Here is a 23,949-nt window from a genome sequence, read left to right on the forward strand (position 1 = left end):
GTAGGCCGGAGGCCGGTCGGGATGTGCGGGTAGGCCGGAGGCCGGTCGGGATGTGCGGGTAGGCCGGAGGCCGGTCGGGATGTGCGGGTAGGCCGGAGGCCGGTCGGGATATGCGGGTAGGCCGGAGGCCGGTCGGGATGTGCGGATAGGCCGGAGGCCGGTCGGTATGTTGCGGGTAGGCCGGAGTCATGCGTGCCGGTGGGGGTCGGTCGGTTCACCCGATAAGATGACGACCCATACACCACCCGTGCTCCAGGAGGGCCAGAGAAGTCCATGACAAGTTCGAACAGGCCCACCGAGTCCGGAGCGTTCGTGCGAACCGGCGGTGACGACCCGAACAAGGTCGCCATGCTCGGACTCACGTTCGACGACGTCCTGCTCATTCCGGCCGCCTCCGACATCGTTCCCAGCACCGTCGACACATCCAGTCAGCTCACCCGCGACATTCGGCTGCGCGTCCCGCTCGTCAGTTCCGCGATGGACACCGTCACCGAGGCGCGGATGGCCATCGCCATGGCCCGTGCGGGCGGCATGGGTGTGCTGCACCGCAACCTCTCCGTCGCCGATCAGGCCGCGCAGGTGGAAATGGTGAAGCGCTCCGAGGCCGGAATGGTCACCGATCCGGTCACCTGCAAGCCGACGGACACCTTGGCCGAGGTGGACGCGATGTGCGCGCGCTTCCGCATCTCGGGTCTCCCGGTCACCAACGAGATGGGCGCGCTCGTCGGCATCATCACCAATCGCGACATGCGCTTCGAGGTCGATCAGACCCGGACCGTGGCCGAGGTCATGACGAAGGCGCCGCTCATCACCGCACGTGAGGGCGTGACGGCGGATGCCGCGTTGGGTCTGCTGCGTCGCCACAAGATCGAGAAGCTTCCCATCGTGGACGGTCAGGGAAATCTGACCGGGCTCATCACGGTGAAGGACTTCGTCAAGACCGAGCAGCACCCGTTCGCCACGAAGGACCGCGACGGACGCCTGCTGGTCGGTGCCGCGGTGGGCGTGGGCGACGACTCCTGGGCGCGCGCGATGACGCTCAGCGAGGCCGGTGTGGACGTGCTCGTGGTCGACACCGCGCACGGACACAACTCGATGGTTCTCGAGATGGTCAGCAAGGTCAAAGCCGAGGTCGGCGATCGAGTGCAGGTCATCGGCGGCAACGTCGCCACTCGTTCGGGCGCGCTCGCGCTGGTCGAGGCCGGCGCGGACGCCGTGAAGGTGGGCGTCGGACCCGGATCGATCTGCACCACCCGCGTCGTCGCGGGAGTCGGTGCGCCGCAGATCACGGCGATCCTCGAAGCCGTCGCGGTGTGCAAACCCGCCGGCGTGCCGGTGATCGCCGACGGTGGTCTGCAGTTCTCCGGGGATATCGCCAAGGCGCTGGCCGCCGGTGCGTCCACCGCCATGCTCGGTTCTCTGCTGGCGGGGACGGCGGAGTCGCCGGGCGAGCTGATCTTGGTGGGCGGCAAGCAGTTCAAGAGCTACCGCGGCATGGGATCGCTCGGCGCGATGCAGGGCCGTGGGGGAGCGAAGTCCTTCTCTAAGGACCGCTACTTCCAGGACGACGTGCTCGCCGAGGACAAGTTGGTGCCCGAGGGCATCGAAGGCCGAGTGCCGTTCCGGGGACCGCTGTCGCAGGTCATCCACCAGTTGACCGGTGGTCTTCGCGCCGCGATGGGCTACACGGGATCGGACAGTGTCGAGCATCTGCAGGAGGCACAGTTCGTTCAGATCACCGCTGCTGGTCTCAAGGAGAGCCACCCGCACGACATCACGATGACCGTCGAGGCACCCAACTACACGGTTCGCTGACTCTTTTCCGACCGGCCTCCGGCCTACCTGTCCGCTACACACCCACCGGCCACACACCCCCGAAGAAAGGACGCGCGTGCGCGACCTCGTCGAAATCGGCATGGGCAGAACCGCCCGCAAGACCTACGAACTCGACGACGTGGACATCGTTCCGTCGCGGCGGACCCGATCGTCGAAGGAGGTGTCGACGGCGTGGCAACTCGACGCCTACCGGTTCGACATCCCGATTCTGGCGCACCCCACCGATGCGCTCGTCTCACCGGAGTTCGCCATCGAGATGGGCAAACGAGGGGGCCTCGGCGTCGTCAACGGTGAGGGCCTGTGGAGCCGGCACGCCGACGTGCAGTCCAAGATCGACGAATTGATCGCGATCGCGGAATCCGACGTCGACTCCGACGCTCCGGTGGCCTTCCTGCAGAAGTTGCATGCGGCACCCATTCAGCCGGACCTCCTGGCGGCTGCCGTGGCGCAGGTGCGTGACGCGGGAGTGACGGTGGCGGTGCGGGTGAGTCCGCAGAGCGCGCTCACCCTGACGCCGGCGCTGCTGAAGGCCGGAGTGGACCTGCTCGTGGTGCAGGGAACGATCATCTCGGCCGAGCACGTGGCTCACGGCAGCGAGGAGCCGCTCAACCTCAAGACGTTCATCGCCGACCTCGACGTCCCTGTCGTCGCAGGCGGGGTCAGCGACCACCGCACGGCGCTGCACCTGATGCGCACCGGTGCGGCCGGCGTGATCGTCGGATACGGATCGACCGAGGGTGCCACCACCACCAACGAGGTTCTCGGAATCGGTGTCCCGATGGCGACCGCCATCGCCGACGCCGCGGCGGCGCGCCGCGACTACCTCGACGAAACCGGCGGGCGATACGTCCACGTGATCGCCGACGGTGACATCACCACGTCCGGACAGCTCGCGAAGGCCATCGCCTGCGGAGCGGACGCGGCCGTGCTGGGCGCGCCGTTGGCGGCGGCGGCAGACGCGCCGGGTCGCGGGTGGTACTGGCCGTCCGCCGCCGCGCACCCGTCGATGCCGCGAGGTGCGTTGATGCCGGTCTCGTTCGACGACCGACGTCCGTCGCTCGAACGGGTCCTGACCGGGCCGTCCGACGATCCGTTCGGCTCCCTCGACCTCGTCGGCGGACTTCGACGGTCGATGGCCAAATCGGGCTATTCGGATCTCAAGGAGTTCCAGAAGGTCGGGCTCAACGTTCGCGCCTGACATTTTTTCGAGATTTTCGTGTTACCCGCCGGTACACATACGATAATGTTGCGTCATGAACGACTTCGACGTGCTGGTCATCGGATCGGGCTTCGGCGGCAGCGTGACCGCTCTGCGCTTGGTGGAGAAGGGTTACCGGGTCGGCGTCCTCGAAGCGGGCCGGCGCTTCGAGGACGAGGACATGGCCGCCACCAGCTGGGACCTGAAGAAGTTCCTGTGGGCCCCCAAGCTCGGGTGCTTCGGCGTCCAACGCGTGCACCTGCTGCGCGACTGCCTCATCCTCGCCGGATCCGGCGTCGGCGGCGGATCGCTCAACTACGCCAACACGCTCTACCAGCCGCCGAAGTCCTTCTTCGACGACACCCAGTGGGCCCACATCACCGACTGGCACGGTGAGCTGACGCCGCACTACGAGCAGGCGCAGCGGATGCTCGGTGTCGTGCAGAACCCGCACATGACGCCGGCGGACCACGTGATGAAGTCCGTCGCCGAGGACATGGGCGTGGGGGACACGTTCATTCAGACCCCGGTCGGCGTCTTCTTCGGCGACGAGCCGGGAAAGACCGTGCCCGACCCTTACTTCGGCGGCGTGGGTCCGGACCGGACCGGCTGCATCGAGTGCGGCGAATGCATGACCGGCTGCCGGCACGGCGCCAAGAACACCCTGCTCAAGAACTACCTGGGTCTGGCCGAACGCGCCGGAGCCCAGATCATCCCCATGACCACCGTCACCGCGTTGCGCGAGCAGCAGGACGGGTCGTGGCGGATCGACACCGAACGGACCGGATCGTGGATCCGCAAGGGCCGCAAGACGTTCACCGCCGACAACGTGGTGCTCGCCGCGGGCACGTGGGGTAGCCAGCAGCTCCTGCACCGGTTGAAGGACGAGGGAACGCTGCCGAAGCTCTCGGAGACCCTCGGCGAACTCACCCGCACCAATTCCGAATCCATCGTGGGCGCCGGAAAGCTGAAGGTGGACCCGAACATGGATCTGACCCGAGGTGTCGCGATCACCTCGTCCTTCCACCCGACCAGCGACACGCACATCGAACCCTGCCGGTACGGCAAGGGGTCCAACGCGATGGGTCTGCTGCAGACCCTGATGACCGACGGCGGCGGACGCATTCCGCGGTGGATGCGCTTCCTCGGCGTGGCGCTGCGCCATCCGCTTCTGATGGTGCGCATGCTCAGCGTCAAGGACTGGAGCGAGCGCACCATCATCGCCCTCGTGATGCAGAACCTGGACAACTCGATCACCACGTACACCAAGAAGGGGCTGTTCGGTCGCCGCGTGACCTCCAAACAGGGCCACGGACAACCGAACCCGACCTGGATCCCCGCGGGCAACGAGGCCACCCGCCGCATCGCGAAGAAGATCGACGGTATCGCCGGCGGCACCTGGGGCGAGGTGTTCAACATCCCGCTCACCGCGCACTTCCTCGGTGGCTGCGTGATCTCGGAGGACGCCGCGCACGGCGTCATCGATCCGTACCACCGGGTGCACGGCTACCCGACTCTGAGCATCGTCGACGGCTCGGCGGTGTCGGCCAACCTCGGTGTCAACCCTTCGCTCACGATCAGCGCGCAGGCCGAGCGGTCGGCGGCACTGTGGCCCAACAAGGGCGAGGAAGATCTGCGCCCCGCGCAGGGGCAGCCGTACCGCCGGCTCGATCCCATCGCACCGCGCAGTCCGGTCGTCCCGGCGAGTGCACCGGCAGCCCTACGTCTTCCGATCGTGGAGATCAGGTCGTCGGCGCCCGTCGCCTGAGCGCTCTCTAGACTGAGCGCGTGACCGACACCGCGCCGCAAGCTCCCGTTCTCGTCGTCGACTTCGGAGCGCAGTACGCGCAGCTGATCGCCCGGCGGGTGCGCGAGGCGCGCGTGTTCTCCGAAGTCGTTCCGCACACGATGTCGGTTGCCGAGATCGCCGCGAAGAAACCGGCGGCCGTGGTGCTGTCGGGTGGACCGTCGAGCGTCTACGCCGACGGTGCGCCGCAACTCGATCCGGCACTGTTCGATCTCGACATCCCGGTGTTCGGCATCTGCTACGGCTTCCAGGCGATGGCGGGCGCTTTGGGAGGAACGGTGAGCCACACCGGTACTCGCGAATACGGTCGCACAGAACTCGACGTCACGGGCGGAACCCTGCACAACGGGTTACCGTCGACTCAGCCCGTGTGGATGAGTCATGGCGACGCCGTCACCGAAGCGCCCGACGGTTTCGACGTGGTCGCGACCAGTGCCGGCGCCCCGGTCGCCGCGTTCGAGAACCGTGCCCGTCGCCTCGCGGGCGTGCAGTACCACCCCGAGGTCATGCACTCACCGCACGGCCAGCAGGTGCTCAGCCGGTTCCTCCACGAGATCGCCGGAATCGAACCGACGTGGACCGCGGCCAACATCGCCGATGCATTGGTCGAGCAGGTGCAGGCGCAGGTCGGGGAAGGTCGAGCCATCTGCGGTCTGTCCGGAGGTGTCGACTCCGCGGTCGCGGCCGCACTGGTGCAGCGCGCCATCGGTGACCGTCTGACGTGTGTGTTCGTCGACCACGGTCTGCTGCGCGCCGGCGAGCGTGAGCAAGTGCAGCAGGACTTCGTCGCCGCGACCGGCGCCCGGCTGGTCACGGTCGACGCCGTCGACAAGTTCCTGGGTGATCTCGACGGTGTCAGCGACCCCGAAACCAAGCGCAAGATCATCGGCCGGGAGTTCATCCGGGCCTTCGAAGGTGCGGTCTCCGAGGTGCTGGGAGAGAGCGAGGGGACCGTCGACTTCCTGGTCCAGGGAACGCTGTACCCGGACGTCGTGGAGTCCGGTGGCGGCGCCGGGACGGCGAACATCAAGAGCCACCACAACGTGGGCGGGTTGCCCGAAGATCTCGAGTTCTCGTTGGTCGAACCGCTGCGACTGTTGTTCAAGGACGAGGTGCGGGCCGTGGGCCGCGAACTCGGACTGCCCGAGGACATCGTCGGACGGCAACCGTTCCCGGGTCCAGGGCTGGCCATCCGCATCGTCGGTGCCGTCACCCCGGATCGCCTGGCCACGTTGCGTCAGGCGGATGCGATCGCGCGCGAGGAGCTGACCGCCGCGGGGTTGGACAACCAGATCTGGCAGTGCCCGGTCGTCCTGCTGGCCGACGTGCGCAGCGTCGGCGTGCAGGGCGACGGCCGCACCTACGGCCACCCGATCGTGCTGCGGCCGGTGTCGAGCGAGGACGCTATGACCGCGGACTGGACCCGGGTGCCGTACGACGTGCTCGAACGCATTTCCACGCGGGTGACGAACGAGGTGGCCGAGGTGAACCGGGTGGTGCTCGACGTGACGAGCAAGCCACCCGGCACCATCGAATGGGAGTAACCGCTAGCGGTTACGTCGGCGGCCGATGACCGGCGCCAGTACCAGGGCGAGGCCGACCACCACGGCGGCTGCGACGGCGATCCAGCCGAATTCGAGGTGGTCGACGACTGTCAGCGGATTCTTCTGCACCAGCGCGCTCACCGCGACCACGAGTGCCGCGATTCCTGCGAGCAGGAGCAGCACCGACGGGCGCTTCTTGGTGTCCGGTCGTTCAGTCACGGTGTACCTCCACGTCTCCGAGTGAGTTGTCGATCGTCAGCGTCAGCAGGGGACCGCTGGTCTGCGCCGTGTCGCCGTTCAGGCAGTCGGTGTCGCCGAGGCCGGACGTGCACACGGCGCGCACGTTCATCGTCTCCGGAACTTTCACCTCGACGTCGCCGGCGCCCGACGTGATGGTCACGGATCGGTCGGCGGTCAGGTCGAGCTCGGTGAGGTCGAGTGTCAGATCGCCGAGACTCGAGGTGTAGGTCGGCATCAGCTGCGTCATCGTGGTGGGGGTGAAATCCTGGTCCCCGACGGGTGCGTTGTCGGTGCCGGACGAATCGACGGCGCTCGCCAGAATGACGAACCCTGCGAGCGGTGTGGCGCAGATCAAGAGCCCGTGGCCGCGTCGGAGGAAGGCACCGACGATCAGTCCGGCGGCGACGACGGCGAGGGCGACAGCGGCGATGCGGACGGGATTCACGTCGCTGCCCGAGCCGATCGCAGCGGTGACGGCGGCCGCGATGATGGCCAGTCCGATGACCACGGAGGTGAATCGGGACTTCTTCTTCTCGGGCTTCGATGCCGTGGGCGGCGGTGCGGACGGATCGGGGAGGTCCCAGGCGAACGGTGCGACGCCGAGAGGGTCCCAGGACGGAGGCTTCTTCTGCAGGTCGACCGGCTCGTTCGGCCGCTCGGCGGCGACGTACTGCTTCGGCAGCACGGAATACGGGCCCCACTGCGGCGGCGGGCTCGTCGCGGTGGTGGTGGGCAGTGTCGGCATGGGGGGTGGAACGGGTGTGCGCTGGTGCAGCAACCACCACCCGCCCAGCATGAGAGCGATCGACACCGGGCCCGATCCGCCGAGTCCCACCCCGAGGGCGACCAGGGAGATGGCAAGTGCGACAGCCAGAACGACGGCGGCGGTGTTGGTGTCGCCGGTCCGGCCGCGGCCGAACAGCGAGTCGGCCGGCGAGAACTGCTCACCCGGTTTCGTGAACGTCAGCCAGCACGCGATGTAGAGCGCAATTCCGGTGCCGCCGAACACCGTTGCCACGGCGAAGGCTACGCGCACGATCACCGGATCGATGCGGTACCGGTAGCCGATTCCGGCGGCGACGCCGGCAACCGGGCCCTGGTCGGGAAGTCGAACGGGCCGGGTTCGCCACAACTCGGCCGCCTGATCGGGAATCGTCGGATTGGTCATGAACTCATCTTCGAACCCGAGGTGTGCAAGGCACATCGGGGCAAACCCTGATCTTTACCCCCGACTCCTGCGCCGGGGTGTTGTGAATCCGCCGGGGCGTGTCACTATCGAAGTGTGTCCACCTCCTCTGTCGATCTCTACCCGACGCCGACGCTGACCCGTCGCGCCGGCGGCCGGGTCGTGGCCGGTGTGTGCGGCGGCATCGCCGACCACCTCGGGGTCGACGTGTTCAAGGTGCGGTTGGTGTTCGCGGTCCTCTCGGCGCTCGCCGGGGCCGGTGTCGCGGCGTACGGCGCCCTGTGGATCTTCACCTCGGCAGGCACCGACACCGTGAGACCCACTGCGGCCGAGCGACAACGGGCCTACGGTCTCGCCGCCATCGGTATCGGACTCGCCGTCGGACTCGGATGGCTGCTCAGCGATGTCACGTCGTCCTTCCTGGGTCCGGTCGTGGTGGTGGCCATCGGCGTCGCCCTCGTCTGGCGTGAATTCGATTCCGCCGGTTCGCGTTCCGCCGTCGTCCCCACCAAACGCACGTCGGTTCTGGGCTGGGCGCGCATCGCCTCCGGTGCCACCCTCGTCGTGATCGGCTTGGCGGTGGTCGTTCTCGCTCGGGTCGACATCGCGTCGCTGCGGTCGTCCCTCCTGGCCGTGGTGGTCACGTTGGTCGGCGCCGGCTTGCTCACGGTTCCGCTGTGGATGCGGCTCTGGCAGGCACTCGGCGCGGAGCGTGCAGCGCGCATTCGCAACGACGAGCGCGAGGAAATTGCGTCGCACCTTCACGATTCGGTGCTGCAGACCCTCGCCCTCATTCAGAAGCAATCCGACCGCCCGTCCGAAGTGGTGCGGTTGGCGCGCAGTCAGGAACGCGAGTTGCGACGCTGGTTGTTCGGCGGAAGCGAGGCGGACCACTCGTCTCTCACCCGGGCGTTGGCCACCATCGCGGGGGAGGTCGAAGACCACTACGCCGTGACCGTCGACCCGGTCACCGTCGGAGACGTGAATCTCGAAGAGCCGGAGGAGCGTTCGGGTCTGAGCCGCGAGGCCGTCACGGCTGTTCTGGGCGCCACCCGCGAAGCTCTGGTGAACGCGGCCAAGCATTCCGGAAGTACCACCGTCGACCTGTTCGCGGAGGTCGAGCCCGATCGGGTCTCGGTGTTCGTACGCGACAGGGGAACCGGGTTCGTCGTCGACGACGTTCCCACGGACCGACAGGGTTTGGCGAAATCGGTGCGGGCTCGTATCGAACGGCGTGGAGGGTCTGTCGAGGTGCGGTCCACTCTCGGCCGCGGCACCGAGATCAGACTGTTCATGCCGCGAGGGCACGAACTTCGAGCGGAGGATCAGAGCGCGTGAGCGAACGGTTGTCGGTGTTTCTCGTGGACGACCACGCGGTGTTCCGGTCCGGAGTGCGGGCCGAACTCGGCCGCGAATCCGACATCGAGGTCGTCGGTGAGGCTGGTTCCGTAGCCGAGGCGGTCCGCGGAATCGACGCGACCAAGCCGGACGTCGTCCTTCTCGACGTGCACATGCCCGACGGCGGCGGAGTCGCGGTGCTCTCCGGAATCGCCGACGGGCCGGTGTGCTTGGCGCTCAGCGTGTCCGACGCGGCCGAGGACGTGATCGCGGTGATCCGCGCGGGCGCCCGCGGGTACGTCACGAAGACGATCTCCGGCAGCGAACTCGCGGACGGAGTTCGCCGAGTCGCCGGGGGAGACGCGGTGTTCGGCCCGCGCCTGGCCGGTTTCGTGCTCGACTCCTTCACCGGAAAGTCGGCGGCACCGGAGCCCCCTCTGGACCCGGAGCTGGATTCGCTGACGCCACGAGAGCTCGAGGTTCTTCGGTTGCTCGCCCGCGGGTACACCTATCGTGAGATCGCCGAGGATCTGGTGATCTCGATCAAGACCGTCGAGACGCACGCCTCCAACGTTCTACGAAAGACGCAGCAGTCCAACCGAAATGCGCTCACGAGGTGGGCGCACACCCGCCGGATCGATTGAGGATCACAGAGCGACGAGCAGAACGATCAGCAGGATCACGGCCACCACGGCGATCGCCACGTACACCGGGGTCTGCGATTTCTTCTTCGGCGCTTCGAAAGCCGGTGGGGCATAGCGCGTCTTGGGCTTGGTGGTCTCGCTCGCCTCGCTGGGCCTCGGCACCCGGTCCAACGGAGTCCCCTCGTGCGCGGCCGGAAGGCCGGTCATCGTCTGTCCGTGAATGCGTTCGGCTCGCCGGGTGGTGGTGGTGGCGCCGCCGCGGGCGCCTCGCCGCGCCCAGAACGGGACGGTGCCGTCCGCCGCGCGCAACGGCTGGTTCAGCACCGAGCTCGGGCTGCCGTTCTTGCCGACGGCCAGCACTACGAGTCGCTCGCGCACCTGCTCCATGCTCGGCCGTCTCGCCGGGTCTGGTTCGAGCATGTGCAGCAGTGTCGCCGTCATCGCTCCACTGCGCCGCGGAGGTGTGATGCGTGCGCCCGCAACCTTGTGCAGCAGGGCGATGGAGTCCGAGTCCACACCGAACGGCGGCTGGCCCTCTGTGGCGGTGTAGAGCGTCGCGCCGAGGGAGAACACGTCGGAGGCCTCGGTGGGATCCGCGCCGCGTGCCACCTCGGGGGCGAAGTACGCCGGTGTTCCGGTGATGACGCTGCTGTTCTCCTCGTGCGTGTCGTTCTTGGCCCGCGAGATGCCGAAGTCGCTGATCTTGACCATGCCCATACCGCTGCCGCGATCGGCGATGAGGATGTTGCCCGGCTTGATGTCGCGATGGACGATGCCGGCGGCGTGCGCGGCCGCGAGTGCATCGGCGACCTGAGCGCCGATCTGGATGACCTCGTCGGGGGGAAGCGACTCGGTGATGTTCAGCGCCATGGCGAGGCTGCGGGAGGGCAGGTACTCCATGATGAGCCACGGCTCACCGCTGTCGATCGCGACGTCGTGCATCGCGATGGCGTGCGGGTTGGCGAGCTGAGCTGCGATACGGCCCTCACGCATGGCCTGCTCGCGGATGGACTTGGCGGCCTCGGCCGTCAGGTCGGCGGTCGATGTCGCCTGCTTGACGGCCACTTTGCGGCTGAGCAGGGTGTCGACCGCGAGCCAGACCGCGCCCATGCCTCCGCCACCGAGTTTCGAGTCCAATCGGTACCGCCCGGCAAGAAGGTAGTCCGGTCCGATGACCGCCCGCGCACGCTGTTGCTCCGTCACAGTGCCGAGGTTATCCCGGGCTAATTTCGGCTGTCTTGACGACGGAACGGGGACCGGCTTTACTGGGACATGTGTTCGAACAAGCGTTCGAATGCACTGCGGGAAGGCCGGACGCTGGTCGTGCGGGAAGGCCGGACGCTGGTCGTGCGGGAAGGCCGGAGGCCGGTCGTGCTCGTGCTCGTGGTCGTGGTCGTGGTCGTGTGTGTCGAATGGAGTGATCATGCCGGTTCAAGTGGACTTCGAGATGCTCGAGGGTTTGTCCCGAACCGAGCGGGTCGAGCATATTCGTCGCCGGATCGCCTCGGTGCCGAGCGCCGAGAAGTCCGTTCTGCCGGTGCCGTCTGCACTGGCGTCTCTGCTGCCTCACGGTGGTCTGGTGCGCGGGTCCGTGGTGTCGGTCTCGGGTGCGGGGTCGCTGCTGGTGGGGATGCTGGCGTCCGTCACCGGGTCGGGACGGCACGCTGCGGTCATCGGGTGCCCGCGGCTCGGTCTGCTCGCCGCCACCGAACACGGTGCCGATCTTTCCCGCTGCGCCTGGATTCCCGAGCCGGGTGACGATCCCGTGGAGATCGCGGCCGTTCTGCTCGACGGTCTCGATCTGGTCGTTCTCGGCCTCGGTGGCACCTCGGTTCCGCCGTCGCGAACCCGAGCGGTGATCGCGCGTGCGAGGAACAAGGGGTCGACGCTCATCGTCACCGACGGTCAGTGGGACGGCGCGGAACTGCGTCTCGATGCGCGGGTGGACGGCTACGGCGGTCTCGGTGCGGGCAGCGCACTGGGACACGGCAGGGTGCGGTCGTTGCATCTCGCGGTGCAGGTGTCGAGTCGGTCGTCCCAGCCCCGCATCGGTCACTTCGACGTGGCGTCCGTGGGCGGCCACGTCGAGTGGACCGAGAACCGGCGCCCACAGCTCGCCGCGATATGACCGGCCCCTCCCGGGTGCTCCAGCCCTCTCGTGTGTTGGCGGTGTGGTGCCCGGATTGGCCCGCGGTGGCTGCGGCTGCCGCGGCGAGCCTGCCCGCGTCCGCTCCGGTGGCGGTGATCGCGGGGGGCCGCGTGATCGCCTGTTCCGCCACGGCGCGAACGGACGGCGTGCGACGAGGGCTGCGCAAGCGTGAGTCGCAGGCGCGCTGCCCGGATCTGCATGTGGCACAGGCAGATCCGGATCGGGATGCCCGACTCTTCGAACCGGTCGCCGCCGCGGTGGACGAGGCCGTTCCCGGTATCGAGGTACTGCGACCCGGTCTTCTGGTGCTCCCGGCGCGCGGTGCCACCCGGTACTTCGGTTCCGAGGACGCGGCGGCCGAGCGGCTGGTCGACACGGTGGCAGCCACCGGCGTCGAGTGTCAGGTGGGCATCGCCGACGAGTTGTCCACCGCGGTCATCGCGGCCCGTCACGGAGTTCTGGTTCCGCGCGGTGCGGGCGCACAGTTCCTCGCCCCACTGCCGGTGGAGGAGTTGTCCGCCGAACCCAGTCTCGCCGCGCCGGAGCGCGCCGAACTGGTGGATCTGCTGAAGCGGCTCGGTCTGCGCGCCATCGGTGATTTCGGCGCCCTGTCCCCGGTCGACGTGGCGTCGCGGTTCGGAACGGACGCCGTGGCCGCGCACCGCAGCGCTCGCGGCGAATCGGAACGACCCCCGTCGTCTCGGGTGCTTCCCCCGGATCTGGACGTGGAGTACCACTGCGACCCGCCCATCGACCGAGTCGACGCGGCGGCGTTCGCCGGACGCGCCTTGGCCGAGAAGCTGCACATCACGCTCTCCGCGGCGGCAGTTGCCTGCACCCGATTGCTGGTTCAGGCGAAAACGGCCAACGGGGAACATCTTTCGCGTACCTGGCGCTGCGCGGAACCGCTGACCCCCGAGGGCACGGCGGACCGTGTCCGATGGCAGCTCGACGGGTGGCTCACCGGACGCAGCGAGAACAAGCCCACGGCGGGCATCACCGTTCTGCGGTTGGAACCGGTCGAGGTGGTCTCCGCCGGCGCCCTGCAGCTGGGCCTGTGGGGCGGCGTCGGCGACGAGGACGAACGCGCCCGACGCGCGTTGGTTCGGGTGCAGGGTCTGCTCGGCGGAGACGCCGTCCAGGTGGGCGTCCTCAGCGGAGGACGAGGACCGGCGGAGCGAATCACGTTGCTGCCGTTGGGCGACGAGCTGGTTCCCGAAGCCGATCCGACCGCTCCGTGGCCCGGTCGGTTGCCGGAACCGTCACCGACCGCGCTGATGCCGACACGGCCGGAGGTGACGATGACGAGTACGTCCGGGCAGTCGATACACGTCACCGATCGCGGCGGTTTCGACAGTGTCCCGGCTCGGGTGCGGTGGGGAAAGAAGGATTGGCCGCTGCACGGCTGGGCGGGACCGTGGTCGGTGGACGAGCGGTGGTGGGACATCGGCGCCACCTCGTCGGCACGGCAGATCGCCCGCGCGCAGGTTCTGCTCGAGGACACCAGGGCGTTGCTGCTCGTCTACGACACCGGGCGCTGGTTCGTGGAAGGGATCTACGAGTGAGCACCCCCGGCCGCGCGGCAACCGTTCTGCACGCCGATCTCGACGCCTTCTACGCGTCGGTCGAACAACGGGACGACCCGCGGCTGCGCGGTCGGCCCGTCATCGTGGGCGGCGGCGTGGTGCTCGCCGCCAGCTACGAGGCCAAGGCCTACGGGGTCAAGACCGCGATGGGCGGGCGGCAGGCTTTGCAGTTGTGTCCGCATGCCATCGTGGTGCCGCCGCGGATGTCCGCGTATTCGCAGGCGAGCAAGGACGTGTTCGCGGTGTTCCACGACGTCACGCCGCTCGTGGAGGGCATCTCGATCGACGAGGCGTTCCTCGACGTGGCCGGTCTGGCCAGGCTCTCGGGCAGCCCGGTCGACATCGCCGCGCAGTTGCGCACGACGGTCGCCGATCAGGTCGGTCTCCCGATCACGGTCGGTATCGCGCGAACCAAGTTCTTGGCCAAGATCGCGAGTGCGGTCGCGAAACCGGACGGACTGCTCGAGGTACCCCCCGACGGCGAGCTGGCGTTCCTGCACCCGCTCCCGGTCGAACGTATGTGGGGAGTCGGCCGAATCACCGCGGAGAAGCTGCACGCACAGGGCATCCGCACCATCGGTGACCTGGCCTCCCACCGAGAGGGGGCGCTGGCGGCCGTTCTCGGCAAGGCCGCGGGCGGCCACCTGCACGCCCTGTCGCACGGGGTGGACCCACGCCCGGTGCACACCCGCCGGCGCCGCAAATCCGTGGGCGCGCAGCACGCGCTGGGGCGTAACCCGACATCCGCCGAGGACATCGACGCCTCGCTCACCGCCCTGGTCGATCGAGTGACTCGGCGCATGCGCACCGCAGGCAGGGTGGGCCGAACGGTCACGCTGCGGTTGCGCTTCGACGACTTCACCCGTGCCACCCGGTCCCGCACCGTCTCCCGGCCTACTGCCGAGACGCAGGTGATCCTGAACGCGGCACGCGGACTCCTCGAGGCGGCGACGCCCACCATCGAGGCCAAGGGCATCACGCTGATCGGGATTGCGGTGTCGAACATCGAGGACGACGCGCACCTGCAGCTCGAGCTGCCGTTCGACACGATCGATCCGCTCTCGCTCGACTCCGCGCTCGACAGTGTTCACGACAAGTTCGGGACCTCGGCGCTCACGCGAGGCGTCCTGCTCGGGCGCGATCCCCACCTCACCGTTCCGATGCTGTCGGACTAGCGGCGATCGGAGTATTACCCTCGGAACGCGTGCAGATGATCGAAGCCACCCACATCGTCGACGGACACGCATTGGCTTTCCGTGATTCCGGGGGCGACGACCCGGTTCCCGTCGTGCTGGTGCACGGCATGGGAGGGGACGGATACACCTGGGATCGCCTCGCTCGGGATCTCGTGAGCCTCGGCCGCCGCGTGATCGTTCCCGACCTGCGTGGCCACGGTCGCAGCGCGCACACCGCGTCCTACGAGTTCGCCGAGTTCGGCACCGACATCGAACGCCTCGTCGACCACCTGAACATCGAGAGGTTCGACGTGGTCGGTCATTCGCTCGGTGGGTACGCCAGTTCGCTCGTCGCGCAGAGGCGACCGGACGCAGTCCGCCGACTCGTGATCGAAGAATCGCCGCTCCCCATCAGCCCGGGCGACCCGCCGCCCAAGATCACCAACCGGTTTCCGACCTTCCGAGAGCTGATGCACGCCACGACCAGTGCGCTGCGGCATCCGCGGGCCGTGCTGGCGTTCGACCGTTCCATGACGTCCTCCGCCCTGGCGCAGTTCCGCACGCCGAACGCGCAGTGGTGGGATGCCCTGGCGCACATCGAAGCCGAGACGTTGGTGATCGTCGGCGGTCCGTCCGGAATGATGGACCCGACCAGGCTGATCGCATTGAGTGCCGGCATCGCTCGGTGCGAGGTCGTGACCATCCCGATCGGGCACAGTGTGCACCGCGACGACTACGACCGCTTCGAGGCGGCGGTCGTGCCGTTCCTCATGCGAGGCTGATCGTCACCAGTGCGCGCCGGGGACGAGACGTCCCAGACGGCGAGCCAGCTTGGGTACCTTGATCTCCTTGGCGTGAACGGCTTTCGGCGCCTCCGTGGTGCGGGGCGCCTCACCCTTCGCCGCGGCCGAGTCGTCGAACGCACGGAAGAACTGATGCATCACGCGGTCTTTCCCGCGTGGATTGACGAGGGCGCCCCACTCGCCGAAGGTGCCCAGTGGAACGTCGATGCGCTTGGGTCGCTCCACCAGCGCGCGAATCACCATGGCAGCAGCCTTTTCCGGAGTCGCGATCGGACCGGCGTTGCCGTCTTCGGTCGGGGCGATCATCGGGGTGTCCACCAGCGGCATGTGGATGGTGGTGAACGTGATGCCGTCGCCGAGGGTTTCGGCTGCGGCCACCTCGGTGAACCCGTCGAGCGCCGACTTGCTGCCGACGTACGCCGCGAACCGAGGGGTGTGCGCTTGCACTGCAGCGCTGGAGATGTTGACCACGTGGCCGTATTTGCGTTCGGTCATGTGGGGGAGCAGGGCCAGGATCAGCCGAACCGCACCGAAGTAGTTGACGGCCATCGTTCGTTCGAAATCGTGGAGGCGGTCGGTGGAGCGCAACAGGGACCGCCGGATGGATCGGCCTGCGTTGTTGACGAGCATGTCGACGTGATCGTGTTCGTGCAGAATCGATCTCACGGTCACGTCGACCGACTCGGAGTCGGTGACATCGCACACGTAGCCGTAGGCGGTTCCGCCGAACGCCCTGATCTCTTCGACGGTTCTGTTCAGTTCGTCCTCTCCGCGGGCGAGGAGGAACAGCACCGCCCCTTTTCGCGCTGCGGCGATGGCCGTCGCTCGGCCGATGCCCGAGGAACCGCCGGTGACGAGCACGTGTCGGCCGACCAGGGGACCTGCCGGGTGTTGCCGGCGTGCACGCAACGGGTCGAGGTGCTTCTCCCAGTGGTTCCAGAGCGCCGGTGCGTAGGACTCGAGATCCGGAACGTCGATACCCTTTCCCCGCAACGCTTCTCGCGTCTGGGCGGTATCGAATTCGAACGGGAACGTGAGGTGGTCGGCCATCACCGAGGGGATGCCGAACTTGCGCAGCGCCACCTTGCGGATCGTGGACACGGGCGCGCTCTCCGAGTGAAGAAAGGCGTCCGCGGGCTTGCCCGGAAGGGTTGCGCGCGCTTCCGGAGCGCCGGCGGCGCGGGCCAGCGCGGAGTACACTTCCCGGATCGGTTGCGGCCGAGGCGAACCCAGATGGAACGTGCGGCCGTCGAGACCGGGCGTCAGTGCGAGCGCGACGAGTGCGGCGGTGACGTAGTCGACGGGAACGATGTTCGTCGACCCCAGCGCCGGAACGGCCATGGGAAAGCCCGTCGGCAGTTTGGCGAGCGCGGCGATCATGCCGAACAGGTAGTACGGCCCGTCGATCTTGTCGATCTCACCCGTCACCGAATCGCCCACGACGGCCGAGGGACGGTAGATCCGCCAGGTGAGTCCGGCGGCCTCCCGCACCAGCTTCTCGGCCTCGAACTTGGTGCGGTGGTAGGGCGTCGGAAACCGTTGTCCGCGGTCGAAATCGGACTCCCGAAAGGTTCCCGTCGTGTCCCCGGCGACGGCGATGGTGGAGACGTGGTGCAGGGTGGCGCCGGTGGAGCGTGCGACGTCGATCACCGCACGGGTTCCGTCGACGTTGGTGGCAGCCTGCTCCTCCCCGGCCCGCAGGTCGTAGACGGCGCCGAGATGGATCACGTCGTCGAGCCGGCCGGGCAGGTCGCCGGTGGTGAGCCCGAGTCCCGGCTCGGTCAGATCGCCGACGACGGGCGTGATGCGCTCGTGCTCGGGCACCTTGCCCACGGACGTGGCTCTCGCCAGCACGTGAAGGTGGGCGTCCGGGGCCTCGTCGAGGAGACGCGCGAGCACTGCGCGCCCTAGAAATCCTGTGCCGCCGGTGACCAGAGTGTGTCGCATGGCGCCAACTTACTCCGAAGTAAGTTAGTGGCCTATGCCCACCTTGGAGTGGATCCGCTTCATCCACGTCGGCGCCCACCAGTTGGCGTTGCCCATGAGCTTGACCAGCGACGGCACCAGCAGCATGCGAATGATGGTGGCGTCGATGATCAGGGCCAGAATCATGCCCACGCCCAGGAACCGCATGATCGACAGGCCGGAGATGGTGAACGCGCCGGTGACGATGATCAGGATCAGCGCCGCCGCCGTCACGATGCGGCCGGTGCGCTGGGTCCCCAGCTTCACCGCCTCCTCGGTGGTGGCGCCCGCGTTGCGTGCTTCGACCATCCGAGACATCAGGAACACCTCGTAGTCCGTCGACAGACCGAAGACGACGGCGAGGATGAGCACGACGAACGTCGCCTCGAGGGGAGACGGCGTGATACCCAGCAGCCCCGCTCCGTGGCCTTCCTGGAAGACGAAGGTCAGGACGCCGAACGTGGCGGCCATGCTCAGCGCGGCCATCAGAACCGCCTTGATCGGCAGTACCACCGAGCCGAACGCGAGGAACAGCAGCACCAGGGTGGACACCACCATGATCGCCAGCATCACCGGGAGCCAGGTGGTGATGGCGTGGTTGCTGTCGAGCAGAAGTGCTGCGCTGCCGCCCACTTGGATGTCGGTGCCCGGCGGCGCCGGCAGGGCGCGCAAGCCGGTCACCACGTTCTGCGTCGCGGCCTGGTCGGCCCCCTCGCTGTAGACGGCCTGGAAGACGACGAAATCGTCCTTCGCCGTGGTGAATTGGACGTTGCTCACCCCGTCGACGGCCTTCATCTCGTTGGTGACGGTGCTGATGGCCGCCCCGTCGGGCCGCGTTCCGTCGCCCTGCAGGACGACGACGGCGCCGTCGCCCGTGCTGGGGAAGTCGGCGGCGAGTGTCTCGTAGGCGATGCGCGCGGGGTCGCTCGCCGGGAGGGCGGTGTACGACGCGTCGCCCAACTTCACCCCGACCAGCGGAGCCGCGAGCACCAGCAGGCCGACGACGATCACCGTCGCGAACGCGATCGGACGGCGCATCACTCGGGTGACCACGGCGCCCCAGAATTTCTGAGCGCGTTGCTCGCCGCGATCGGACGCGGTGCGGGACCAGGTGATGGCGTTGATGCGTGGACCGAGAATGGCCAGAACGGCCGGAACTGCGGTCAGGGACAGAATGGCCGCGCACGCCACCGCGGCCATGGCGCCGTAGCCGAGCGAGCGAATGATCGCCTGCGGAAACACGAGCATTCCGGCGAATGCGCAGATCAGCAGCAAGCCGGAGAACGCAATGGTTCGTCCGGCGGTCAGAACGGTTCGGATCGCGGCGTCGGACGGGTCGGCGCCGGTTCTCAGTTCTTCTCGGAACCTGCTCACGATGAACAGTCCGTAATCGATGGCCAGGCCCAGTCCCAGCAGGGACGCGACGTTGATGGCGAAGGAACTGATGTCGGTGAGGTAGGTGAATCCGTGCAGAACCGCCAGTGCTCCGAGAACCGACAGGGCTCCGACGACGACGGGAACGAGTGCGGCGACCAGTCCGCCGAAGATGAACACCAGCAGGATCAACGTGATCGGGATGGCGATCAGCTCGGCACGCACCAGATCGTCCTGGAGCGTGGTGTTCAGCGACACGGCGACGACGGACTGGCCCGCGAACTGCGACTGGACACCCGGGACCTCGAGCTTGGTCAGAAGGTCGCCGAACGTCGCCAGCGTGACGCCCGTGTTGTCGCCGAGGGTGATCGCGGCAAGCCCCATGGTGCCGTCGTTCGAGACCAGTAGCGGCTTCTCGAGCGCCGTGCCGGTCCAGTAGGACGTGACCTTGGCCGGTTTCACCTCGCTCTGAAAGGTGTTCAGGGTCTGCTCGACGGCGCCGCCGATCGAGTCGAGCGACTGCCCGGCGGGGGCCTTGTAGATCGCGACGATGTCGGGGGTGGCCGTTCCGAGATCGGCCACCTTCAGCGCGACCTGTGCCGATTCGCTGTTCAAGTCGACGTAGCCGCCGGAGCCGAGTTTGCCGAAGACGCCTAGTCCCCAGATTCCGCTGATCACGACGATCAGAACGGCGGTGACGAGCACCCACCATTTGCGTCCGACGGCGAAAGCGGCCCAACGAGTCATGCCGATGATCCTATGTGTCCGCGGCGATCTGCTTTCCCAACGCGGTACCGGACATCCAGGCGCTTTCGATGCGCGGAGAACCGTTGGGGCACCATTGATCACCGGCGAAACCGATGATTCGCCCGTTCTCTTTCGTGTATCCGAAGGGCGCATCGTGGTGGTCCGCGGGCTTGGCGAACGTCCACCGATGCGCGTGGCTCCACACGGGATCGGCGGCGCCGAGGACGTCGGACACGGCGGCGAGCACGGGGTCGATCGCGCCGTCGGGTGCGTCCAGGTGTTGCCGGGCGCGGTCTGCGGTGGTGTGGATTACGAGAACCGGTGCCCCGTCGCCACGACGCGCGCCGTCGTCGGCCACGAAGGAGATGTCGGGATGGTCGTTGACGAACGCCGCGTTCTCGAACGGCCATGCGCGTGAGGCGAATTCGGCCACCACGGCGATGACGGGCTCGTAGTCGACCGCGTCCTCCAGGGTGGTGAGCCGTGCGGCCTGCGGGTCGGGCATCGCGATCACCACGTCACCGGCCGGAAGTTCGTCGACGGTCCGGGTGACGACGTCGAACCCGTCCAGCAGGTTCCGCACCAACGACCGCAGGCCACCCGGCGTGCCCCAGCGCATGGGACCGGTCTTGGTCTGCGGGTCCGAACCGGCGGCGAGGACGCCGAACGTGTCCGTCCACTCGTGCGCCAGCCCGGCCTTCGCCCATCCCTGGACGACGGCGCCGAACCCGTCGTCGGAGACCGTGAAGTACCCCGCTCCGGTGTCGACTCGGCGGCCGTGCAGCTCGGGGGAGGCCATGCGTCCACCCGGCGCGCGGCCGCGATCGAGGATGCGCACCGTGCGGCCTTCCTCGCGCAGCGCGACCGCGCACGCGGCTCCGGCGATACCTGCACCGACGACGGTGACGTGTGGGGTTGTCATTGCTCCACTAGTACCAGCTCACCCGTACCCGATGGGTGCGCTCGGGGCGGTTGTCGGAACGCGCGGCCGAGGTGTCTAATGGGAACACATGTTCGAACAGCTGAAGGCGAACGACGTGATGGAAGCGGTGCTCGGTGGGGTGGAACCAAGGTCCTCCGACCTGGACGGAGATGGAGCGCGTTCTGTCCGGGCGTCCGGGCCGGGTCGTCGATCCACTGGCCGGCGACGGCGGCGACAGCCCCGCCTGGTCACGCAAACGGGCCGAGTACCGAGGGTCCGTCGAGCCCAACGAACCGGTGTCCGTGCCCTACGCGGAACTGCACGCCCACTCGGCGTTCAGCTTCCTCGACGGTGCCTCCCTGCCCGAGGAGATGGTCGAGGAAGCGGCGCGGCTGGGCCTGGACGCCATCGCCCTCACCGATCACGACGGCATGTACGGGGTGGTGCGGTTCGCTGAGGCGGCCCGCGAACTCGGGATGCGCACGGTGTTCGGATCGGAGCTCTCGCTCGGCAACGGCGGGTTCTCCGATCCGCGTACCGGCTCACCCGATCCCGGCGGCGACCATCTGTTGGTTCTCGCCCGCGGGCAGGAGGGCTATCGGCGGTTGTCGCGCGAGATCGCCGCCGCGCACATGGCCGGCGGGGAGAAGGGCAAGCTGCGATACGACCTGGATCGGCTCACGGACGCCGCGGGCGGGCACTGGCAGATCCTGACCGGGTGCCGCAAGGGAAGTGTGCGACGCGGCCTGGCCGAGACCGGCTCGGCCGGTGCCGAACGGGCCCTGGCGGAACTCGTCGACCGGTTCGGATCCGGCCGGGTGGCGGTGGAGCTGACACGACACGGCGTTCCCGAGGACGACGAGCGCAACGACGTGCTCGCGCACCTGGCCGGGAAGATGGATCTGCTGACGGTCGCCACCACGGCGGCGCACTACGCGGAGCCCAGCCGACGCCGGCTGGCGATGGCGATGGCGTCCGTACGCGCGCGCCGAAGTCTGGACGAAGCAGCCGGGTGGTTGGCCCCTCTGGGCGGGGCGCATCTGCGATCCGGGGCGGAGATGGAAACGTTGTTCGCGCAGTACCCGGGCGCGGTGGCCGCAGCAGCGCAGCTCGGGCGAGACTGCGCGTTCGACCTGCACCTGATCGCTCCCCAGCTGCCGCCCTTCGACGTGCCGGAGGGGCACACCGAAATCAGCTGGCTGCGCGAGATCACCCTGCGCGGCGCGGCGGTCAGATACGGTCCGTCGCACGCGAATCCGGCGGCGTACCGGCAGATCGAGCACGAGTTGCGCACCATCGAGGGGCTGGAGTTTCCGGGGTACTTCCTCGTCGTCCACGACATCGTCACGTTCTGCAAGCAGAACGACATTCTGTGCCAGGGGCGAGGATCGGCAGCGAACTCCGCCGTGTGTTACGCCATCGGGATCACCAACGTCGATCCGGTCAAGAATGCGCTGTTGTTCGAACGCTTCCTCTCCGTGGAGAGGGACGGGCCGCCCGACATCGACGTCGACATCGAGTCGGACCGCCGCGAGGAAGCGATCCAGCACGTCTACCGCAAGTACGGCCGCGACTACGCGGCGCAGGTGGCGAACGTCATCACCTACCGCGGCAAGTCGTCGGTGCGAGACATGGCCCGCGCGTTGGGGTTCTCGCAGGGGCAGCAGGACGCGTGGAGCAAGCAGATCGATCGGTGGTCCAGTAGGGGACACCCGAAGGCCGACAACGACATTCCGGCACCGGTGCTCGATCTCGCCGCACAGATCGAGAACTTTCCGCGGCACCTCGGAATCCACTCCGGCGGAATGGTGATCTGCGATCGCCCCATCGCCGACGTCTGTCCGGTCGAGTGGGCGCGAATGGAGAACCGCAGCGTTCTGCAGTGGGACAAGGACGACTGTGCCGCAGTCGGTTTGGTCAAGTTCGACATGCTCGGGCTCGGAATGCTGTCCGCGTTGCACTACATGATGGACATGGTCGCAGAACACAAGGGAATCACTGTCGACCTGGCGCAGCTGGACCTGTCCGAGATGGCGGTCTACGAGATGCTGCAGCGAGCGGATTCGGTGGGCGTGTTCCAGGTGGAGTCGCGCGCACAGATGGCGACGCTGCCGCGGCTCAAGCCACGTGAGTTCTACGACCTGGTCGTCGAGGTCGCGCTCATTCGTCCCGGACCCATCCAGGGCAACTCGGTGCACCCGTACGTCAAGCGCCGCAACGGACTCGAAGAGGTCACCTTCGATCATCCGTCGCTCGAGAATGCGCTCAAGCGCACGCTGGGTGTGCCGCTGTTCCAGGAGCAGCTGATGCAGATGGCGGTGGACGTGGCCGGGTTCTCGGCAACCGAAGCCGATCAACTGCGTCGGGCCATGGGATCCAAGCGCAGCCCCGAGAAGATGGAACGCCTCCGCAGCCGCTTCTACGACGGTATGCGTGAGCTGCACGGCATCACCGGGGAGAAGGCGGACCGAATCTTCGACAAGCTTTACGCCTTCGCCAATTTCGGTTTCCCCGAGAGCCATTCGCAAAGTTTCGCCGCGCTGGTGTTCTACTCGTCGTGGTTCAAGCTGCACCATCCGGCCGCGTTCTGCGCCGGTCTGCTGCGGGCACAACCGATGGGGTTCTATTCGCCGCAGTCGTTGGTCGCCGACGCTCGTCGCCACGGTGTGCCGGTACACGGACCCGATGTGAACGCCAGCCTCGCCGAGGCGACCGTCGAAGGCGGGGGAAACGAGGTGCGCCTCGGCCTGGCCGACGTCCGCAACGTCGGAAAGCCGTTGGCCGAGAAGATCGTCGACGCGCGTCTTGCCGGCGGTCCGTTCACGAGCTTCCTCGATCTCACCGGTCGAGTGGAACTGTCGGTGGCGCAAGCCGAGTCGTTGGCGACCGCCGGCGCTCTGACGTGTTTCGGAGTGACCCGTCGAGAAGCGTTGTGGGCGGCCGGGGCCGCGGCGGCGGAACGACCCGATCGACTTCCCGGTTTGGGCGCGTCGACACGCTCACCGTCGCTTCCCGGCATGAGCGCATGGGAGCTGGCCGCCGCCGACATCTGGGCAACCGGGGTCTCACCCGACACTTATCCCACTCAGTTCCTGCGCACACGGCTCGACGAGATGAAGGTGGTGCCGGCGAACCGTTTGCTGAGCGTCACCGACGGAGACCGGGTTCTGGTGGCGGGGGCGGTGACACATCGGCAACGTCCGGCCACCGCCGCGGGTGTCACGTTCATCAACCTCGAGGACGAGACGGGGATGGTCAACGTGGTGTGTTCGATCGGCCTGTGGTCGAAGTACCGCAAGCTCGCGCAGCTGTCGACGGCGCTGTTCGTACGCGGCAAGGTGCAGAACGCGGAGGGCGCGGTCACGGTGGTCGCCGACCAGCTCGAGGCCCTGGATCTGCGGGTCATCCTCAGGTCGCGCGACTTCCGATGACGGG

At 67.8% G+C, this 23,949-nt stretch carries 17 protein-coding genes; 11 read left to right on the plus strand and 6 right to left on the minus strand.

Annotation, left to right across the window (positions count from 1 at the left end):
• Positions 1 to 273: 273 nt before the first annotated feature.
• The 4 genes from guaB to guaA all read left to right on the plus strand — a co-directional run bounded on the left by guaB (position 274) and on the right by guaA (position 6,385).
• The gene (gene guaB / locus AC59JP_RS18965) at positions 274 to 1,815 is read left to right on the plus strand and encodes an IMP dehydrogenase (RefSeq protein ID WP_497327358.1); all 1,542 of its coding nucleotides are present in this window, start codon (positions 274 to 276) and stop codon (positions 1,813 to 1,815) included.
• Positions 1,816 to 1,891: 76 nt separating this feature from the next.
• Positions 1,892 to 3,034, plus strand: coding sequence for a GuaB3 family IMP dehydrogenase-related protein (locus tag AC59JP_RS18970; protein ID WP_497327359.1), 1,143 nt, complete (start codon positions 1,892 to 1,894; stop codon positions 3,032 to 3,034).
• Positions 3,035 to 3,089: 55 nt separating this feature from the next.
• Positions 3,090 to 4,802 (plus strand): FAD-dependent oxidoreductase, encoded by a 1,713-nt coding sequence (locus tag AC59JP_RS18975; protein ID WP_497327360.1) that lies wholly within the window; start codon positions 3,090 to 3,092, stop codon positions 4,800 to 4,802.
• A 20-nt stretch (positions 4,803 to 4,822) separates the two neighbouring features.
• On the plus strand, positions 4,823 to 6,385 hold the full coding sequence (gene guaA / locus AC59JP_RS18980) for a glutamine-hydrolyzing GMP synthase (protein WP_497327361.1): 1,563 nt from the start codon (positions 4,823 to 4,825) through the stop codon (positions 6,383 to 6,385).
• Between the two features lie 3 nt (positions 6,386 to 6,388).
• Here the strand turns inward: guaA and AC59JP_RS18985 are convergent, their stop codons facing one another.
• Together AC59JP_RS18985 and AC59JP_RS18990 are read right to left on the minus strand one after the other, a co-directional pair.
• Entirely contained in the window at positions 6,389 to 6,604 is a 216-nt protein-coding gene (locus tag AC59JP_RS18985) for a hypothetical protein (RefSeq protein ID WP_497327362.1), read from the minus strand.
• Positions 6,597 to 7,793 carry a PspC domain-containing protein gene (locus AC59JP_RS18990; protein WP_497327363.1) on the minus strand — a complete coding sequence of 399 codons (1,197 nt, stop codon included), beginning with the start codon at positions 7,791 to 7,793 and terminating at the stop codon, positions 6,597 to 6,599. Before AC59JP_RS18990 ends, AC59JP_RS18985 begins: the two co-directional genes overlap by 8 nt.
• A gap of 114 nt (positions 7,794 to 7,907) precedes the next feature.
• On the opposite strand from AC59JP_RS18990, the gene AC59JP_RS18995 reads away from it, so the two are divergent.
• Both AC59JP_RS18995 and AC59JP_RS19000 read left to right on the plus strand, forming a co-directional pair.
• The gene (locus tag AC59JP_RS18995) at positions 7,908 to 9,149 is read left to right on the plus strand and encodes a PspC domain-containing protein (RefSeq protein ID WP_497327364.1); all 1,242 of its coding nucleotides are present in this window, start codon (positions 7,908 to 7,910) and stop codon (positions 9,147 to 9,149) included.
• On the plus strand, positions 9,146 to 9,793 hold the full coding sequence (locus tag AC59JP_RS19000) for a response regulator (RefSeq protein ID WP_497327365.1): 648 nt from the start codon (positions 9,146 to 9,148) through the stop codon (positions 9,791 to 9,793). The genes AC59JP_RS18995 and AC59JP_RS19000 overlap by 4 nt, the downstream gene beginning before the upstream one ends.
• Before the next feature lie 3 nt (positions 9,794 to 9,796).
• On the opposite strand, the gene AC59JP_RS19005 is transcribed toward AC59JP_RS19000, so the two are convergent.
• Positions 9,797 to 10,996 carry a serine/threonine-protein kinase gene (locus AC59JP_RS19005; protein WP_497327366.1) on the minus strand — a complete coding sequence of 400 codons (1,200 nt, stop codon included), beginning with the start codon at positions 10,994 to 10,996 and terminating at the stop codon, positions 9,797 to 9,799.
• A gap of 220 nt (positions 10,997 to 11,216) precedes the next feature.
• Here AC59JP_RS19005 and imuA' point away from each other — a divergent pair, with 220 nt between their 5' ends.
• The 4 genes from imuA' to AC59JP_RS19025 are packed head-to-tail and all read left to right on the plus strand — an operon-like array spanning position 11,217 to position 15,485.
• Complete coding sequence (gene imuA', locus AC59JP_RS19010) at positions 11,217 to 11,921, plus strand: DnaE2-dependent mutagenesis accessory factor ImuA' (protein ID WP_497327367.1); 705 nt, start codon at positions 11,217 to 11,219, stop codon at positions 11,919 to 11,921.
• Positions 11,918 to 13,507, plus strand: coding sequence for a DNA polymerase Y family protein (locus AC59JP_RS19015; protein ID WP_497327368.1), 1,590 nt, complete (start codon positions 11,918 to 11,920; stop codon positions 13,505 to 13,507). The genes imuA' and AC59JP_RS19015 overlap by 4 nt, the downstream gene beginning before the upstream one ends.
• On the plus strand, positions 13,504 to 14,703 hold the full coding sequence (gene dinB / locus AC59JP_RS19020; RefSeq protein ID WP_497327369.1) for a DNA polymerase IV: 1,200 nt from the start codon (positions 13,504 to 13,506) through the stop codon (positions 14,701 to 14,703). The genes AC59JP_RS19015 and dinB overlap by 4 nt, the downstream gene beginning before the upstream one ends.
• Before the next feature lie 29 nt (positions 14,704 to 14,732).
• Entirely contained in the window at positions 14,733 to 15,485 is a 753-nt protein-coding gene (locus tag AC59JP_RS19025; RefSeq protein ID WP_497327370.1) for an alpha/beta fold hydrolase, read from the plus strand.
• Between the two features lie 3 nt (positions 15,486 to 15,488).
• Here the strand turns inward: AC59JP_RS19025 and AC59JP_RS19030 are convergent, their stop codons facing one another.
• Genes AC59JP_RS19030 through AC59JP_RS19040 form a run of 3 tightly spaced genes read right to left on the minus strand, consistent with a single transcriptional unit; the run spans position 15,489 to position 20,514 of the window.
• On the minus strand, positions 15,489 to 17,453 hold the full coding sequence (locus AC59JP_RS19030; protein ID WP_497327371.1) for an SDR family oxidoreductase: 1,965 nt from the start codon (positions 17,451 to 17,453) through the stop codon (positions 15,489 to 15,491).
• Positions 17,454 to 17,477: 24 nt separating this feature from the next.
• On the minus strand, positions 17,478 to 19,592 hold the full coding sequence (locus AC59JP_RS19035) for an MMPL family transporter (protein ID WP_497327372.1): 2,115 nt from the start codon (positions 19,590 to 19,592) through the stop codon (positions 17,478 to 17,480).
• Positions 19,593 to 19,602: 10 nt separating this feature from the next.
• Entirely contained in the window at positions 19,603 to 20,514 is a 912-nt protein-coding gene (locus AC59JP_RS19040) for an NAD(P)/FAD-dependent oxidoreductase (RefSeq protein ID WP_497327373.1), read from the minus strand.
• Between the two features lie 134 nt (positions 20,515 to 20,648).
• On the opposite strand from AC59JP_RS19040, the gene AC59JP_RS19045 reads away from it, so the two are divergent.
• Positions 20,649 to 23,945, plus strand: a complete 3,297-nt coding sequence (locus AC59JP_RS19045) for an error-prone DNA polymerase (protein ID WP_497327374.1) — start codon at positions 20,649 to 20,651, stop codon at positions 23,943 to 23,945.
• Positions 23,946 to 23,949 lie beyond the last annotated feature (4 nt).

Source organism: Rhodococcus sp. 320_ES (genome assembly GCF_059691855.1).

Excerpts from the sequence above, each read along its gene's own strand:
- imuA' (WP_497327367.1), top strand. The coding sequence starts at position 11,217 with ATGCCGGTTCAAGTGGACTTCGAGATGCTCGAGGGTTTGTCCCGAACC.
- AC59JP_RS19040 (WP_497327373.1), bottom strand. The coding sequence starts at position 20,514 with ATGACAACCCCACACGTCACCGTCGTCGGTGCAGGTATCGCCGGAGCC.
- guaB (WP_497327358.1), top strand. The coding sequence starts at position 274 with ATGACAAGTTCGAACAGGCCCACCGAGTCCGGAGCGTTCGTGCGAACC.
- AC59JP_RS19035 (WP_497327372.1), bottom strand. The coding sequence starts at position 19,592 with ATGACTCGTTGGGCCGCTTTCGCCGTCGGACGCAAATGGTGGGTGCTC.
- AC59JP_RS19015 (WP_497327368.1), top strand. The coding sequence starts at position 11,918 with ATGACCGGCCCCTCCCGGGTGCTCCAGCCCTCTCGTGTGTTGGCGGTG.
- AC59JP_RS18990 (WP_497327363.1), bottom strand. The coding sequence starts at position 7,793 with ATGACCAATCCGACGATTCCCGATCAGGCGGCCGAGTTGTGGCGAACC.
- AC59JP_RS19030 (WP_497327371.1), bottom strand. The coding sequence starts at position 17,453 with ATGCGACACACTCTGGTCACCGGCGGCACAGGATTTCTAGGGCGCGCA.
- AC59JP_RS18975 (WP_497327360.1), top strand. The coding sequence starts at position 3,090 with ATGAACGACTTCGACGTGCTGGTCATCGGATCGGGCTTCGGCGGCAGC.